13 protein-coding genes are annotated in these 17,026 nt (G+C 26.3%); 2 read left to right on the forward strand and 11 right to left on the reverse strand.

Translation table 11 applies throughout. The features are described from left to right. Positions 1–8 precede the first annotated feature (8 nt). The 5 genes from EXC62_RS00895 to EXC62_RS00915 all read right to left on the reverse strand — a co-directional run bounded on the left by EXC62_RS00895 (position 9) and on the right by EXC62_RS00915 (position 7,173). The gene (locus tag EXC62_RS00895; protein ID WP_026390751.1) at positions 9–890 is read right to left on the reverse strand and encodes a carbohydrate ABC transporter permease; all 882 of its coding nucleotides are present in this window, start codon (positions 888–890) and stop codon (positions 9–11) included. A 60-nt stretch (positions 891–950) separates the two neighbouring features. Then, the gene (locus EXC62_RS00900) at positions 951–2,168 is read right to left on the reverse strand and encodes an ABC transporter substrate-binding protein (protein WP_026390752.1); all 1,218 of its coding nucleotides are present in this window, start codon (positions 2,166–2,168) and stop codon (positions 951–953) included. Positions 2,169–2,335: 167 nt separating this feature from the next. Next, positions 2,336–3,505: a hypothetical protein gene (locus EXC62_RS00905; protein ID WP_026390753.1), complete on the reverse strand. Its 1,170-nt coding sequence runs from the start codon at positions 3,503–3,505 to the stop codon at positions 2,336–2,338. Positions 3,506–3,515: 10 nt separating this feature from the next. Beyond that, a complete protein-coding gene (locus EXC62_RS00910; RefSeq protein WP_026390754.1) occupies positions 3,516–4,373 on the reverse strand; it encodes a Gfo/Idh/MocA family protein in 858 nt (285 codons plus the stop codon). 124 nt (positions 4,374–4,497) lie between these two features. After that, entirely contained in the window at positions 4,498–7,173 is a 2,676-nt protein-coding gene (locus tag EXC62_RS00915) for an ABC transporter ATP-binding protein/permease (RefSeq protein WP_026390755.1), read from the reverse strand. Between the two features lie 138 nt (positions 7,174–7,311). On the opposite strand from EXC62_RS00915, the gene EXC62_RS00920 reads away from it, so the two are divergent. Together EXC62_RS00920 and EXC62_RS00925 are read left to right on the forward strand one after the other, a co-directional pair. Further along, positions 7,312–7,989 (forward strand): response regulator transcription factor, encoded by a 678-nt coding sequence (locus tag EXC62_RS00920; protein ID WP_026390756.1) that lies wholly within the window; start codon positions 7,312–7,314, stop codon positions 7,987–7,989. Next, positions 7,979–9,004 carry a HAMP domain-containing sensor histidine kinase gene (locus EXC62_RS00925; RefSeq protein WP_026390757.1) on the forward strand — a complete coding sequence of 342 codons (1,026 nt, stop codon included), beginning with the start codon at positions 7,979–7,981 and terminating at the stop codon, positions 9,002–9,004. The genes EXC62_RS00920 and EXC62_RS00925 overlap by 11 nt, the downstream gene beginning before the upstream one ends. A gap of 201 nt (positions 9,005–9,205) precedes the next feature. Here the strand turns inward: EXC62_RS00925 and EXC62_RS00930 are convergent, their stop codons facing one another. The 6 genes from EXC62_RS00930 to EXC62_RS00950 all read right to left on the reverse strand — a co-directional run bounded on the left by EXC62_RS00930 (position 9,206) and on the right by EXC62_RS00950 (position 16,986). Further along, positions 9,206–12,919, reverse strand: coding sequence for an AAA domain-containing protein (locus EXC62_RS00930; protein ID WP_026390758.1), 3,714 nt, complete (start codon positions 12,917–12,919; stop codon positions 9,206–9,208). Positions 12,920–13,066: 147 nt separating this feature from the next. Continuing rightward, the gene (locus EXC62_RS00935) at positions 13,067–14,119 is read right to left on the reverse strand and encodes an alpha/beta hydrolase (protein ID WP_052589956.1); all 1,053 of its coding nucleotides are present in this window, start codon (positions 14,117–14,119) and stop codon (positions 13,067–13,069) included. Continuing rightward, on the reverse strand, positions 14,106–14,690 hold the full coding sequence (locus EXC62_RS00940; protein ID WP_026390759.1) for a hypothetical protein: 585 nt from the start codon (positions 14,688–14,690) through the stop codon (positions 14,106–14,108). Before EXC62_RS00940 ends, EXC62_RS00935 begins: the two co-directional genes overlap by 14 nt. Positions 14,691–14,704: 14 nt before the next feature. Beyond that, a complete protein-coding gene (locus tag EXC62_RS09080) occupies positions 14,705–14,830 on the reverse strand; it encodes a hypothetical protein (protein ID WP_269744982.1) in 126 nt (41 codons plus the stop codon). 150 nt (positions 14,831–14,980) lie between these two features. Beyond that, entirely contained in the window at positions 14,981–16,258 is a 1,278-nt protein-coding gene (locus EXC62_RS00945) for an ATP-binding protein (protein ID WP_026390760.1), read from the reverse strand. Further along, positions 16,255–16,986, reverse strand: coding sequence for a LytR/AlgR family response regulator transcription factor (locus tag EXC62_RS00950; RefSeq protein ID WP_162140254.1), 732 nt, complete (start codon positions 16,984–16,986; stop codon positions 16,255–16,257). The genes EXC62_RS00945 and EXC62_RS00950 overlap by 4 nt, the downstream gene beginning before the upstream one ends. Positions 16,987–17,026: the final 40 nt, after the last annotated feature.

Raw genomic sequence — 17,026 nt, forward strand, 5'->3', positions numbered from 1 at the left:
AATACCTCCTATATATCCTTATTCTGTTTAAATATCTTATTAACTACACCACTTAATCCGACACCTAAAACAGCCATTATAACTGCAAATGATGCAGCAAGTCCTAAATTCTTATTTCTAAAAAAAGCTATATTATACATATATGTTCCAAGTAAATATGTTTCTCCATTAGGATTAGCAATTGGATTTAGAATATATGGTAGATCAAACACTTTTAAAGTTCCAGTGATTGCTAAGACAATTACAACTCTAGTAACATTTTGAATTAATGGGATCTTAATCTTAAATGTTGTTTGTAATTCACTAGCTCCATCAATTTTTGAAGCTTCAATCATTTCATTTGATATTGTTGTTAATCCTGTTAAAAAGATAACAAAATAAAAACCAATATATTGCCAAATAACTGGCATCATCATTACATATAAAAACTTTTTACCATTATTTAAATCAAACCAAGTTACCGGCTTTATCTTAAAAATACTTAGAATCTGATTAAACAATCCTCCATCTGTTTTATAAAACATTTGGAACATTAAACCAAGTGCTGTTGCTGATATAATAATTGGAATAAAAAATGATATTTTATAAAATGAACTAAATTTAGTTATTTGATTAACAAGTAAAGCTAAAACTAACGCTATACCTACTTGAAAAATAATTACAAGCACCATAAGTAAAAATGTATTTCCAATAGCAATCCCAAATTGTCTACTTGTTATTAACTCTTTATAGTTATTAAATCCTGTAAAAACAGGATTTCTATCTAAGATACTAGTATATCTAAAAAAACTATTATAGATGTTAATAGCAAACGGATATATCAAGAATATTACTAAAAATATCAACATTGGAATAATAAATAGATATGCTATACCATTTTTTTTATACATAAAACCATCATCCTTTAATTTAGGGTGCTACAAAAATGTAACACCCTTATTTATTAATTCTTACTTTTGATCATTTGAATAAGTAGTTGCAGCTGTTTTTGCAAGTTCAATATTATTATTAATAAATGCTGCTTGAGCTTCAACTAATGTTGCATATGTTCCTGTTTTAGATGCATCACCTAATGGTAATACTGTAAAGTTAACTCTACCTATTAACCCTCTTAATTCTTTACTTAAATTTGTTTCATTTGTTGCTGCTGCTTTATCATCAGCTGCAAACCCACCCGCTTTAGTAACAAATTTTGATAATGCTTCAGTCGAAGTCATATTTTCAATGAATTTAACTGCTGCTTCTCTTTTGTACTTATTATCCCAAGCTTTTTTAGTTATATAGAATCCTGATGTAAATCCACTTAATAACGTTGTTTTATGTGTTGAATTTAATTCTGGGAATGGATATACACTGACATTTGGTAACTCAATTCTTCCACCAAACCAAGATCCATCTAATTGAAATGTATATTTACCATCCAAAAACGCTTGACTTGAAAATGCTTCTTGATTATCTTTACTTAAATATTGTTCAATCTCACTTAATTTTAATAATGCTCCTGATAATTTATCAGCACCACCTGTTTTAACTATTTCTTGATAATAGTCTGGTCCTAATTCAGCAGCAACTAAATGATCAATCCAATAGTGTGGAATATCAATTCCATAAGCAATTGGTTTATATCCTTCAACATCTTTATTATCTTCAACAAGAATAGCTAATAATGATTTAAATTCCGTCCATGTCCAACTAGTTTTTTCTAAATATGCTTTTGCTTCAGCAGATTTAAAATGATCTTTATTAGTAAATATCCCTTCAACAAATCCAGTTGTTGGTACTGAATGTGTTCCTAAAACTGATGCATTAATATTTTTAGCATAATCTGGATATTCTTTTCTTATATCCTCAATCGACATTACTAATCCTTCATCTACAAATGCTTTTGCTGTTTCACCAGTAAAAAATTGTAGAACATCTGGTTCATTACCATTTTTAAAATCTGCAATTACTCTTGATTTCCATTCTTCATCTGAAGTACTAGAATTATCTTTAACTTTAAATCCAGTTTCTTCTTCAAATTTCCCAATTCTCTCCTGATACACTTCAACATTTGCATCAGTCCCACCAAACATACTGACAGTTTTTAATTCTTTTTTACTATCGTCACAACCCACTAAAACTAATCCACCAAATAAAACAAATAATATAACTAAGAACCGCTTCATGAAAAATCCTCCTTTGTAAGCGTTTTTATATTATTAGTATATCAACGAATCAGTATTCATACAATATACATAGTTGATATAAATAGTAAATTATTGATAATTGAATTTAAAAAGAATGGATATTAAATATTTCTTACTTAATACCCTTTATTCTTATTGTTTATATGTTACTTACTATTTTTTATAATATAATAAAGATTTGTATACATTGATAGTTCTACATTACATGTTTTACTTTTAAGTTTCTTATCAAAGTAGTTAAACTTTAACTTATTATCCTCTTTAATATCTAATGATTTCAAATCAGCTAGATACAATCTTTTATATTGATCAATCTCTGTATTCATAGCCGTAACTAAACACTTACCACCATGTTTACTATAATACTCACATCCACTCATATCATCAATCTTTAAAACATAATAAAATTGTGGTTTACCACCTTCATAAATTGTTCTTGCAGCACCAACAAATTTAATCTTACTTCTATATTTAGAAATCTCATTATTATCAAATTTATAATTTTCCATTAGAACATTAACAATTGTATCAATACCAAGTTCCATTGAAACATTTTTGTAATCATCAATTAATAATCTTGATGCAATTGAAGCTGTTACTTTATTTTTAGAATATGTAGCATTATTATTTCTGTGTGGAAGAATAATTTTATTATCATTAAAGATCACTAAACAATTAATACCAATATGATTCGAAAAATTGGAATCTACAAATTCTCTAAGTTTAGGACCTTGTTCATACATAGATCTTAATGTTAGATTACCCTGAATTTTATAATCGATTGCTCTATTTGTAACCATATGTTTATAATAATCCGATTTTTCAGTATTAAATATAATCTTATCTTCTTCTTCAACAACACTTGATAGACGCAATGTTTTATGATTTTTAAATGTACTCATTGAGTGAGCCGAAATAATATTAAAATAATTATTTGTTATAAATGAATCTAATTCAAATTCAGTATCACTATGTTTTATTTCAATTTTTTTAGTTGCATCACAAATCTCAGTAAAAAATATTTCTTTTTTATTTCCATTTATATCCAAAACTATCGGAGTTTCTAAATCATATTTTTTCTTTAAATAACTCGCTTTTTGATTACTTTTCAATGTATCTTCTTTTATCGCTCTATACTGTTTGAAAATTGCAGTTTGAAAAATAGCTAATGAATACCCAAATAATGTAGCTGGTAATTCACTCATTGCATCTTTAAAAAACAATATAAAGCCTATAATCCAAACAATTAATATAACAACAATAATCGTTAATGGATGTTTCAAAAAATTTAGAAACTTTTTAATAATTTTTTTCATTTTTATCCCCTTATTCAAATAATTTATCATGAATTAGTTTTGTTATTTTTATATCATTTTTATAACTCTTAAAACTTTTAAAGAAATTCTCATAATGACTTAACAATCTATCTTCGACCTTACTTTCAAATACAATTTTTCCATTTAACTTAATTACTTGATTAGTATGATCAATTTCAATCATCTCATAATCATTTTTAATAATTGTATTTTTCATATTTGAGTTATTATCCCAATTGATATTTACAACTATTTTTGAATCATTACAAAGATATTCTCTTGTCACAACATAATCTTGATTAGTATCATCATCTACTTCTCTATATTTTCTATATAGTTTATACTTATCCAAATTAACAAAAATACTTAACATACTTAAAACATTAACACCACTATCTAACCATGCGCCACCAAAATGTTTCTTTAAAATCCCTTCATCCGTGTAATAAGGATCATTTATATGAACTACTATTTCATCAAAGTTTTTTAAAAACAAATCATTATTCTTTAAAAATAGAACTTCATCACCATACATCCAATGATAAACTACATTAAATCTATCACCAAATTCCTGATACAATTTTTCAAAGTCTTTTTTATCAATTGTTGCAGGCTTTTCAACAAAAACTTTTTTACCATTTGATAAAAAATAATTCGCTATTTCATAATGAGTATTAGGAGGTGTAGTTACAAATACTATATCAATATCATCTAAAGGTATCTTAGTATAGTCTTTTATATACTTAATATTTATAACATCGACAACTTCTAAATTAGAAATATATTTGATTTCTAAACTTGTTTCTTTGTTTATAGCTTCTAAATACTTTTTTCCTATAATCCCAAAACCAATTATTGCAGTTCGCATACTTTTCTCCCTTTTTATTTAATTATACATTTTTTTGTTAAAAAATATAATAATTTTTTGATAATTTAAATAAATATAAAAAAAGAGGAATAAAATAATTCCTCTAAATTAAACTATTATTTCTTTATTCTGTTCTAAGAGCAACAACTGGATCTTTCTTAGCTGCTGATCTTGATGGTATTAAACCTGATAAAACTGTAAGTAAAATACTTACTAGTAACATTATAAGCGCATAATGAATTGGGAATATTGCAATTGACATTCCAACCAAAGGCTTAACAACACCATTGATTGCTAATGATAGTATATACGTTACTCCAACACCGATTAAACCTGAAGTTGCTCCTATTATAAATGTTTCTGCATTAAATAAATATGAAACATCTTTTTTTCTTCCCCCAAGAGAACGAATAACTCCAATCTCTTTAGTTCTTTCAACAACAGATACATATGTGATAATTGCAATCATCACACACGACACAAGAAGAGATAATGCTGTAAATCCAATTAATGCAATTGTTATAACATCAATCAATGAACTCATCATTGTCATAACAATCGATAAAGTATCTGTATATATAATATCTACTCTATCGGCTTTTTTTAATACCTTATCAAAGACTTTAATATCTATATCTTGATTCCACTTATCTAAATAGGTTATTAAATCTTTCTTATTTTCAAAATCTGTTGGATATATTGATATTTGATTTGGAACATCAGATCCACCAAGTTCATTTAAACTAACCATTGGAATTTCTTTAACACTTCCACCCATCATTGAACCTAACATTGCACTCATCATATCTGTTTTACCTAAATATGAAACAGATTGATATGTTTCACCTTCAAATTCAAAACTATATGTAGCTGTTATTCCTAAATCTTTATAAACTCCTGATCCTTGTTCAACTTCTGTTTTCATCCCATAGAATGCATCAAGATTATTATTCTTTAAATATGATGTGATTTTCGAATTATTATTTGATTCGATTACATAATTTGCAAGTTCTTCAGTATAATAAAAACCACTTGTTAAACTGCCAAAGTTAATATCCTCTTTAGGTTCTAATATTCCTGTAATCTTTAATTTTAATCCATTTTTAAAATTATCATTTTGATATGAATTATATGTAAATGGAGCAAGTGCATCAGTAGGATCATTAAATACAACATCATTTGGATACCACGTAAACTCTTTACCTATCAATTCATCATAACTCAATTTACTTCTTTCTAATGATGGATTATATAAAGGTGATTTACCTGCTTTATATATAAGATTAATAAACTCTTCCTGACTATAATATCCAAGTTGAGCAAGTAATAAATCATTAAGTTGGTTGTCACTATTAACAACAATCATTATTTCGTCTTTATTTTTAGAATAATTACCATGAAGCATATTATATTGTTCTTTTATATATTCTTCATTATTTGGAACTTGCATAAAGTTTTCACTTAGTGATCCAATTAAAGATGAATATTCGGAATACTGAGTCTTTTTTAACATATCTGTATATATCATTCTTAAAGTACTTAAAGACATTTGATCACTATTGTCATTATTTGATTTATAGACATCTGTATACAGATTATTTGTTAAATCAAGTCCGTAATTTAAAAGAATTGCCGCAACACTATTACTTGGTGCATTGTTTAAATATTCAACATAATCCTTAGTTATTGTGTTATTAACCATTAAACCGCCCGCGTTATCCGCTCTTTTCATAAGAGCTTCTACCATTGAATTAACATTGATATATCCTGCTTCTTTAATGACCTCAATTTTTTCTTCTGGTGTCATCATATTTTGCATAGCATTTATATCCATTGCAGTCTTTCTTATCTCAATTGGATTTCCAGATAACATATCATTTTGCATATTATCAATTTGTGTTTGTAGTCCAAAAGATAATGCTAAAACAAGAGATACACCAATAATTCCAATTGAACCTGCGATACTTGTTAGAATTGTTCTTGCTTTTTTCGTAAACAAATTTTGAAGTGATAATTTAAAAGATGTGAAAAACGACATTTTAGCTTTTTCTTTATTTGGCTCATTTATTTCTTTCTTCAATAATTCATTTCTTTTATTTGTTTCTTTAATCTCGTTTTTTTCAGTAAATGGATTCGAATCACTTTGTAATTCACCATCCAATAACTTTATAATTCTTGTTGAATACTCATTTGCAAGTTCTGGATTATGTGTAACCATAATAACTAATCTATCTTTAGCTATTTCTTTTATTAAATCCATAATTTGTACTGATGTTACAGTATCAAGTGCTCCTGTTGGTTCATCAGCAAGTAGTATCTCTGGATCATTTACAAGTGCACGTGCAATTGCAACTCTTTGACTTTGTCCACCAGATAATTGATTTGGTTTTTTATTATATTGACCTTGTAAACCAACTTTGTCTAATGCTTTTTTAGCACGTGCTGTGCGTTCTGTTTTTGATACACCCGCTATTGTAAGTGCTAATTCAACGTTTCCAAGTATTGTTTGATGTGGAATTAAATTATAGCTTTGAAAAATAAAACCAATTCTTTTATTTCTATAAACATCCCAATCAGAATCTTTAAACTCTTTTGTACTTCTACCATTTATAAATAAATCACCCGTTGTATATTTATCAAGTCCACCAATTATATTAAGCATTGTTGTTTTACCACAACCAGATGGTCCCAGTATTGAAACAAACTCATTTTGTCTAAATGATAAATCAATACCTTTTAATGCTTCAACTTTTGTATTTCCAACTTCATATTCTTTTCTAATCTCTTTAAGTCTTAACATATTTACCTCCCATATAAATAATCTACGCAATGAATATTAACACTCAAATATAAACTAAATTTAAACTTTTTATTCTTTTTGCATATAATGTGACATTATGTTAAAATCTATTTAATTCAAATCATTAAGGAGGCATATATGTTTAATATTCTAATTGTTGAAGATGATAAAAATATTCAAAAGCTAATGACTGAAGTATTAATAACTGATGGCTATAAAGTTACAAGTGCATTTAATGGTATTGAAGCGTTAGATGTTTTAGAACAAAAGCAAATTGATTTAATCATTTTAGATATCATGATGCCTAAAATGAATGGTTTTGAATTTGCTAAAACACTTAAGAATAATAATGCCTTTATACCAATACTCGTTATCACAGCAAGGCATCTATTAGAAGATAAAAAGAAAGCTTTCACGTTAGGTGTTGATGATTATATGATTAAACCTGTTGAAGAGGAAGAAATGTTGCTTAGAATTAAAGCACTTCTTAGAAGAAGTAATAATACAAGCGAGCATACTTTAAAAATCGGGAATATCACCCTTAACTACAATGAGTTGTCAATTAAGACAAATAAAGAAAATATTTACTTACCTAAAAAAGAATTTTATATTCTCTATAAACTCTTAACTAACCCCAATACTATCTATACTAGATTTCAATTAATGGAAGAATTTTGGGGATATGATACTGAAAGTGAGACACATACAGTGAGCGTTCATATCAATAGGATTAGATCAAAGATTGATTACATAGAAGAGTTTAAAATATTAACAATTCACGGTTTAGGATATAAGGCAGTTATATATGAAAAATAAAAAACAAAAAGGTAATATAAACCTCTATCTAAAATTTACACTTCTTTTTCTATTTATAATGTTATTATCAGGTTTAATTGTTAGTTTATTAGCATTTATTTTTTCATTAATTTCAAACAAAGAAATGGGATTCATTTTAAGAGCTTTAGTTGCGACAACTGTTATTGGTGTTTTACTAACATTCTTAGTTTCACGTATCTTTCTACGTGAAGTAAATAAACTTAAACGCGGTATGCAAGAAATTTCAGAAGGAAACTTTGATGTAAGACTTGACTTAAAACATCCATCAGAACTTAAAAGTATTTCAGATAATTTCAATTTAATGGCTAAAGAATTATCTGCAACACAAATTTTAAGAAATGATTTCATTAGTAATTTCTCACATGAATTAAAAACGCCTATTGTCGCTATTAGAGGCTTTGCAAAACTTCTTCAAAACCCAAATTTATCAGAAGAAAAAAGAAAAGAATTTTTAGATATAATTTTTAATGAATCAAACAGATTATCACAGTTATCATCAAATATTTTGCTACTAACAAAACTAGAGTCACAAGGAATTGTTATTGAAAAGAAAGAATACTATTTAGACGAACAAATAAGACAATGTATTCTTCTTCTATCAAAAGAATGGGAAACTAAAAATATATCTTTTAATCTAGGTTTAAACAAAATAAACTATTATGGAAATGAAGAATTACTCCAACATCTTTGGATTAATCTTATTGGCAATGCCATCAAGTTTAGCAAAAAAGATAGCATGATTAAAATATATCTTGAAGAAAGTGATAATGAAGTAATTGCCACTATTAAAGATTCTGGAATTGGGATGGATACTGAATCAATAAAACGAATTTATGATCGTTTCTTCCAGGTTGATTCAAATAATTCTGCATATGGAAATGGACTTGGATTATCAATTGTAAAAAGAATAATTGATTTATCAAATGGAACTATAAATGTAGAAAGTAAAATAGGTAATGGAACAACATTTATTATTACATTACCAAAAGACTAAATGGCTTTGAAATACCCTTAAATTTGACCAATTAAACTTGGAATTGTAGGGTTATTCAATGCCATTTTTATAATAATACCATCATTTTTGTTCGTTATAATCAACCAAAAAATCTTTTTTTACTGTTTTGTTCGTTATAACAGACTTACTTAAAAGAAAAATCCACCTTCAAAAGATGGATTCTATATATTATTTTATACACTAATTCTTTTTTAACATATCTCTTATATTTCTTAGTTCTTTATTTGGATCAGTATACCAGTTTGAAGCAAAGATACGATAAACATTCCATTTTCTAGACTTTAAATATCTCTCTTGATGAAGTAAATCTTTTCTAGCATTAATATTATCTGGACTTGCAATATCACAAATAATTCCTAATTTATATGAATCTGTCTCTTTATCATAGATTCCTAAATTAATATTATATTTACCAATTCCAATCGATGAATGTACTTCATATTTGTTTCTTTCTAGTCTTTGTTTTATCTCTTCTGCTAATTGGGTTGTTATTGTTTCTTGAGTTTGAACTTCAGTAGCATTTAAACTATTTAAAATAAGTTTTACTGAATCCTGCTTTTTACTTGAAACATAATAACAGTATCTCATAAAATCTTTTAATAACTTCGGTCCTCTGCTTGTTAAGTCTTCAACTTTTAATTCTTCTGGATATAATGAAGAAACAAAATAAATTTTTTTCTTCGCTCTTGTAACAGCAACATTCAATCTATTTTCTCCACCTTCATGATTTAACCAACCAAATCTTCGTTTAACACTTCCTGAGTCATCTTTTGCATACCCCATTGAGAAAATAATTATATCACGTTCATCTCCTTGAACGTTTTCAATATTCTTAACGAATAAACTCTTATCTTCCCCATCTTCAGTTCTAAACATTTCTTGTTCAAACTTTCTTTGGTATGTACTCTTATTAAATAGTTCTTTATCAATATAATTTTCAATCAAATCACGTTGACTACTATTAAAAGTAATCACTCCGATTGTTTCATTATTTTTTCTTTGTCTAAATATTTTTTTAATTAACTCAACAACCTCAAGAGCTTCTTTATGATTCTTACGATCTTCAAAAACACCATCTTCAACATAGACATATTCAATTGGTGGTTTAACACTTTGAGTTTGATTTGGTGAAACAATTAATTTACCATCATAAAATGCATGATTTGAAAAACTTATTAATTCTTCATATTCAGAACGGTAATGATAGTTCAATAATGTTTCAGTATATTTATATCTAGCTAAGTCTAACAAACTCTTAGCATCAAGCGAAGCTTCTTTTAATGTATCTTCTTCAAATAACTCATCCTCATCTTGAATTCTACCAATTCCTAGACTTGAAGGTCTAAGTTGCTTTGGATCACCCGCAATAACAACTTTCTTAGCACGATAAATAGCTGGAATTCCTTTTTCAACATACATTTGTGACGCCTCATCAAAAATAACTAAATCAAACATCCCATATCTAAGCGGCATAACGGCACTAACAACTTCTGGTGTCATCATCCAAACTCTAATATTTTCCATCATTTCAGGTTGGAAAATATCAATAAATGCTTTAATACTTGGTTTTTGTGTTTGTTCCAAAGTACGTTTTATATCCATAATTCTTTTCGTGTTTGAAAAGTTTAATGCATAACGATAAAGTGACATTTCAAATGATTCAATTGTCACTTGCATTTTTTCACTAATCAATGACTCAAGTTTTTCCATTTTATTTTGATAATCATCGATTATATATAAATGTTTTTGATTTCTTGCCTTAAAGTCTTCAATCAGTCCTGTATAATATGCATTAAATAAATAACTTCTATATTTACTAATATCATCTAAATCTTTTACTAACTCATCATTTAATAACATTTTTAAATATTTACGTTCAGTTATCGATAGTTTTTTATGTTTTGTCAGGTACTTATCTAATCTTAAACTATTTTCAAGAATATAATTATTCAACTTTGGATTATTCTTTATTTCTTTTAAATACTTTTTATCAATTGAATTCTTAATTGTCATGAATTTTAATCTTAAACTATTTTGAGAGAAAAACTCTTTATTAAGTTTTCTTCTTCCAAAAAAGCCTTTGTTTTTAATGTTTTCTAAATAATTCTTAAAATCACTGTCAAAACTTTCTAATTCAATTTTCCCACTTCTAGAAATTTTTAAATCTAATTTTAAAAGAATTGGATATTTAGTTATCATCTTTTCAAATTCTAAGTATTCAATTAGTTCTTTATCCTTACTAAAAGTTCTTTCTAGATTATCAATATCTTTAAAAGTAAAATTATTAAAATTTCTTTCAAACATTTGATAGATTTTTAAAGGTGTTAAATCTGATAACACATCTTTATCCTTTAAGTACTTGCTATACAATCCACTTATTGTTACATCTTCATCAATTTTTTCACCATAAAGCAGTCTTAATGAATTATCTAGTGTTGTCGTTAGTTCATTGATTTCTTCTTCCAAATGATAGATATCATTATTTCGTGTTCTAACTGGTGGCATTGGATCTAAAAACCCTTGAAGTTTAGTATAAAAGCTTTGTTTATTTTCGGCATCATCAATAAACATTGAATATCTTGATGCTCCTTTTAATCTTGAATAAATTACATCAAGAGCAACCTTCTTTTCACTAACAACTAAAACATTCTCACCCTTTAAAATACTAGATGCAATAAGACTTGTAATTGTTTGGGATTTACCTGTTCCTGGTGGCCCCCAAATAACTAATTTTTTTTCAGTATTTAAAAGTTCAATAACTTTCTCTTGTGAATCGTTTAATTCATTAATGTATGAAATCTTACTTTCTTTAACAGAACCTTGATTTCCTGTATAAATACCTTTAGCTTCTTTTTTATAAAGATTTGCTTCATCAATTAAACCTTCGAGTAGTTCATTATATTTATGATTAGAAAGAATCGTATCCATATCTTTTTGAATCATAGATGAGTATGGTTGATATCTACCTAAAGTAATATATGATTTAAATGTGAAATTAGTATGCTCTCTTTTAACAAAATCTTCTTTTAATTCATTTTGAAAAGGTTCAAAATTTATTGAATTGGGTTTGCTATAAATTGGTGTACCATTAGATTCATAAAACTTAATGATAATATCTCTTAATACTTCTTCATTAAAACTCTCAATTGAAGGCATTTTAGAATCTAGTGTACCACTTTCAACTTTTGAAGCAGCTAATAATAAATCTCTGTTAAAAATAATATCTTTTTCATTATCCTTTACTAGAGTAATATCTCGTTTATTTCTCTCGAATTTAACAGGGAAATATATTAATGGAGCCTTTATTGGGAAATGTTCCTTTGTAAAAACACCCTCAACATATGGATAAGCAACATATAGATTATAAGATCCTGTTTCTTTAAAAGACTTATTAGTTTCACGATATAGGGTTGTCATTCGATTGTTTATTAATTCGTTTGGAAATGATACTTTAAGTTTTTTATTTTTAGGATTAATTAAAAAGTTGATAATCTCCTCATCGATATTTAAACTAGTTAAATCAAAACTTTTAATATTCTCAACACGTCCCATATATAGATTTGGATTTGATTTTGAAATATTTGTTAATCTATCTTTATAATTATGAAGTACTTTATGCGCAGTTTTAGACACTTGAACCTCTTTAGTAAGGGATTGTTCATATGATAAGATTTCATTTAAAAATCTATCAGCATATAGACTCATAAAATCTTTTTCTAATCCCGAAATAGCCATAAAATCACTTATCTTAAGTGGACGTTTATTTGTTATTTCTTTTAAAGCTGAATCAGTACAGACTACTGGTTCAATTCCCTTTTTCTCTAAAACTTCTTTTCTTATTTCTTCTCTTAGATTATCTAATCTATCTAAAAGAGCATTTCTTTTTAATGCCATAAAATCACCTCACATATTTACTAATTCTATTGTATCACTAATATCGTTTATAACAAAAGACAATGTTATTATAATTATATTTTAAACGTTAAAAGCCTTAATAGGGCATTATATAAATAGAGAACTTTTTAAAGTCCTCTATAAAAGTTAATTAATATTTTCTTTTAAGAAATTCAATGTGTATTCTAAATTGATAAATGCTTCAACAGGATAATCTTTAAAATTAAACTGGTATTCATGATTGAAATCTTTTGTTGAATCTTCTTTCGATGGATAATAACTATCAACAATAACGCCTAATTCATCAAGTTTTTTCTCTAGGCTTTCTGCATGTGCCATAAATGAAATTCGATTTCCATCAGTTAAATATGTTGGAGGATAATCATTTGTTACTTGATCAACAATATTTGTTTGTTTTATTTCATTTCCACTTTTCCAACCACTATATCCAAAATATGACCAACCAATTTGTTTAACAAAAAAACTTAGAATATTACTAATAGATGAATTACTATTATTTCCTGTGAATTGTTTATCAAGCTCATTCATATCGTATGGACCACAAAACAATAAAACTGCTTTTATTTCTTTTGGAGTTAGTACTTGTTCAATTTTAACTTCATCTCTTAACTCACTATTAATTTGAGTTGCCACGAAATGAGCAGCAATTTGAGCACCTGCAGAATCTCCACCGATAACTACTCTTTCTAAATCAATCATTTGATATTTATTAATATTCTTTTTCAAATACTTAACAACTTCTGTAAGTTGAATTGCTGGTCCTGGATATGTATTTTCAGGAGCAAGTTCATAATTAACTGAAACAAATGTATATCCTTCTTTAGCAACTAACGTTCCAAAAACTTTTATTGCAGATTTATCACCACCAATAAATGATCCTCCATGAGTCCAAATGATTGTTGGAAGTTTCTTATTATCATAATTCTTTGGATAATAAACATCAATCTTATTTTCTTTATATTTAGATTCATAAGTAATATCAAGAATCTCTAAAACATCATTTTTAGCAACGTTATACTCTTCTGGAACATATGTTGCAATAGCATCTGGTTGTTGTCTTAAAAACCAAACAAAGAAATTAGGCGAACTATATAAACTAAGGATTACTGTTAATGTTAGTACTGTTATTAGCGTAAATATTGATATTAAAACAAATGCTATTCGCTTAGACACTTTCATTATTAATACCTCCATTTTTCAAGCATTTAATACTATATAGTGTTATATAAGTTATGGTAATTAAAAGTGAAATTATTATTCTTGCTATTTCGCTTTTTATAACACTCGTAAATAAAACTAGAAAGACTATAAAAACAATGAAAAAACCGATATAAAGAATATTACTAAATTTTATGTCTATAATGTTTTCTTTTCTTCTATTAATCACTACTGTAACAACTGAAAAGATAAATGATAATATCCATAGTAAAGGAATAAACTCACGATTCTTTGATTGCTTCATAAGAAATGTTACATATATAGTTATTAAAACAAATATAACTGCAATAGTATAACTAACAATTTTATTAGTTATTTGTTGATTATGATAATAAAGTTGCTTCGTATTATCATTTTCTTCTTTAAATAAAACAGTATATAAATATGTTAATAAATAACTAAAAAGAATAATCAACGAAATCAATATTATAATTGTTGGTGATATTAATATTACTGGTTCCAACAAATATATCGTAGTTACTGCTAAGACAACATATAACTCAATACCAATATTTTTTATAAACTTATTCATTTTTCTCTCTCCCTTTATTTATATTTTTCTATTTCTTTTTCAATATGTTTTTCTCCTCGATTACGTTTTTCAGCATAAGATCTACTTACCATAGGTGAATCCTTACGCCATTTTTTTAATTTTCTATTACTTACTTTCATATTATTTAATCACCTAACAATTCTAATCAATAACTTTTTTCGTACACTATATATACATAAAAATCACTTTTATTATATAATATTTCTTATATTTTTTCTCGTTTAATAATTAGGAATATTAAAAAAGGATAGACTTGATTATCTCTCCCTTTATTTTTGCTCTTCAAATGAGATACTTAATGTAAATCTTTCCTTTTCAGATTTTACAGACATAAAACCTTGATATTTATCGACAATATACTTAATACTCTTCATTCCATATCCATGATAATTTCTGTCTTCTTTGGTAGTTATAGGAAAGATATCATCAAATAGAATTTCTCCTTCATAATAGTTTTCAATAACAATTATTACAATATTTAAAACCTTTTTCACAACAATCTTTATATTTCTTTTTTCCATTTTTTGAATTTTTTTTGTTGCTGTTATAGCATTATCAATTGCATTACCAAAAAGAGAGTATATATCTGAGGCCTGCATAAAGTTCAGTTTTTGTCCATCCAGAATATAATTAAACTTGATGTTATTGTTATCACATATTAACTTTTTCTCTGAAAGTATAATATTTAATGCCTCATTTCCTGTATCAACATATAAATCATAAGCATTTATAACTTTATGTAGTTCTTCTAATTCATTTGCTTCAATTCTATTTTCAATACTATTAACCAAATACTTTAAATCGTGATACTTAATATTTAATATATCCATATTATGTTTAGAATTAATCATTTGTTCTTTTTGTTTATATAAGACATGTTCTAAGACAGTAGTTTCATAAGTTAAACGATTATTTTTTAAAATACCAAATTGAATTGATATGACTAAAACACAAGAAACTAAATCATAACTTGTAATAGCAATTAGCATCATCAAATCATTTTTATCAATAATAAATTCAAATAAGTTTTGAAAAATGGTTGTAAAAAGAATTAGTGCTACAGCCATTAAGACTATTTGGTTATTCATTTTTTTAGATGAAACATGCTCATTCTTAATCTTTAAAGAAAATAAACGATAAGCAAGAATATAAATAACTAAATCAATTAATAGATAACTAATAATACTTACTATGGTATTTTCAAATTTACTTTCAATAATCGTTTGAACTAAAAATCCCAATTTAAAAGCACTATGTTGCACAGTAAAAGCACTTGTCTCCAAAAATAATGATTCCCAAATTGTTGCTTTAAAACAGAACATAATAGCAAGAAAACAAAACGTAAACAGTGTTATATGTTTGAAAATAATCAAATATGTGTTACTTGGAATAACTTTGTCCCAAACAATTGATACTAAAAATAACGTTGCTATACATAATAAAACCCTTAAAAAAAATTTTGCTCTTGGTTTTAAAAAATATACAAAAAGTGATGATGTTATTATTAATTCTATTACAAACCCATGTGAATAAAAAAAATCTATCATATGATATTTCCTTTACCTAACCATTCAGTTAAATCATTCATAAATTGTTTCTTACGTGGACGACTTATTTTTAGTTTATCATCATTTTTCATAATTACCATTTGATCCTCAATACTCTTAATATATCTAGGATTAACTAAATAACTACTATTACATCTCAAAAAATTATGATTTTTTAATTTTAATTCAACATCTGTTAAAGAACCATATCCATAAAAGGTTTCATTAACTGTATGATAACTTAATTTGTGATCCGAAATTTCAACATAAATTAAGTCTCTTGAAGAAATTTTTATTAAGCCTTGAACATTTTGAATAATTAAGATTTCTTCTAAATTATTTTGAATTAAGTCAATAGCTTTATTCAATGGTCCAACAACACTACTATACTCAACTGGTTTTAATATATAATCTAGTGCTTCTACTTGATAACCTTTAATTGCATACTGAGTCATATTAGTAACAAATATTATTGGTGTTTGTCGATCAATTTCTCTAAATGCAAACGCAGCATCCATCCCATTTTGGATTGGCAATTCTATATCAAAGAAGATAATATCATGATTAACTTTATTTCTAACACTTTGAAGAAATCTTTCAGCATTTTCATACCATTTAATTTCTAACTTTATCTTGCTATCTTTTTGACGTTTTTCATATTCTTTTAAACACTGGATAAGTTTATCTGCTTCGTTTTTCTTGTCTTCTACAATTGCAATATTTATCATTGAAACTTCAACTCCTTTATAATATCTTTATTTAAAGTAT

It is taken from the genome of Haploplasma axanthum, assembly GCF_900660745.1.
Classification (GTDB): Bacteria; Bacillota_I; Bacilli_A; order Acholeplasmatales; family Acholeplasmataceae; genus Haploplasma; species Haploplasma axanthum.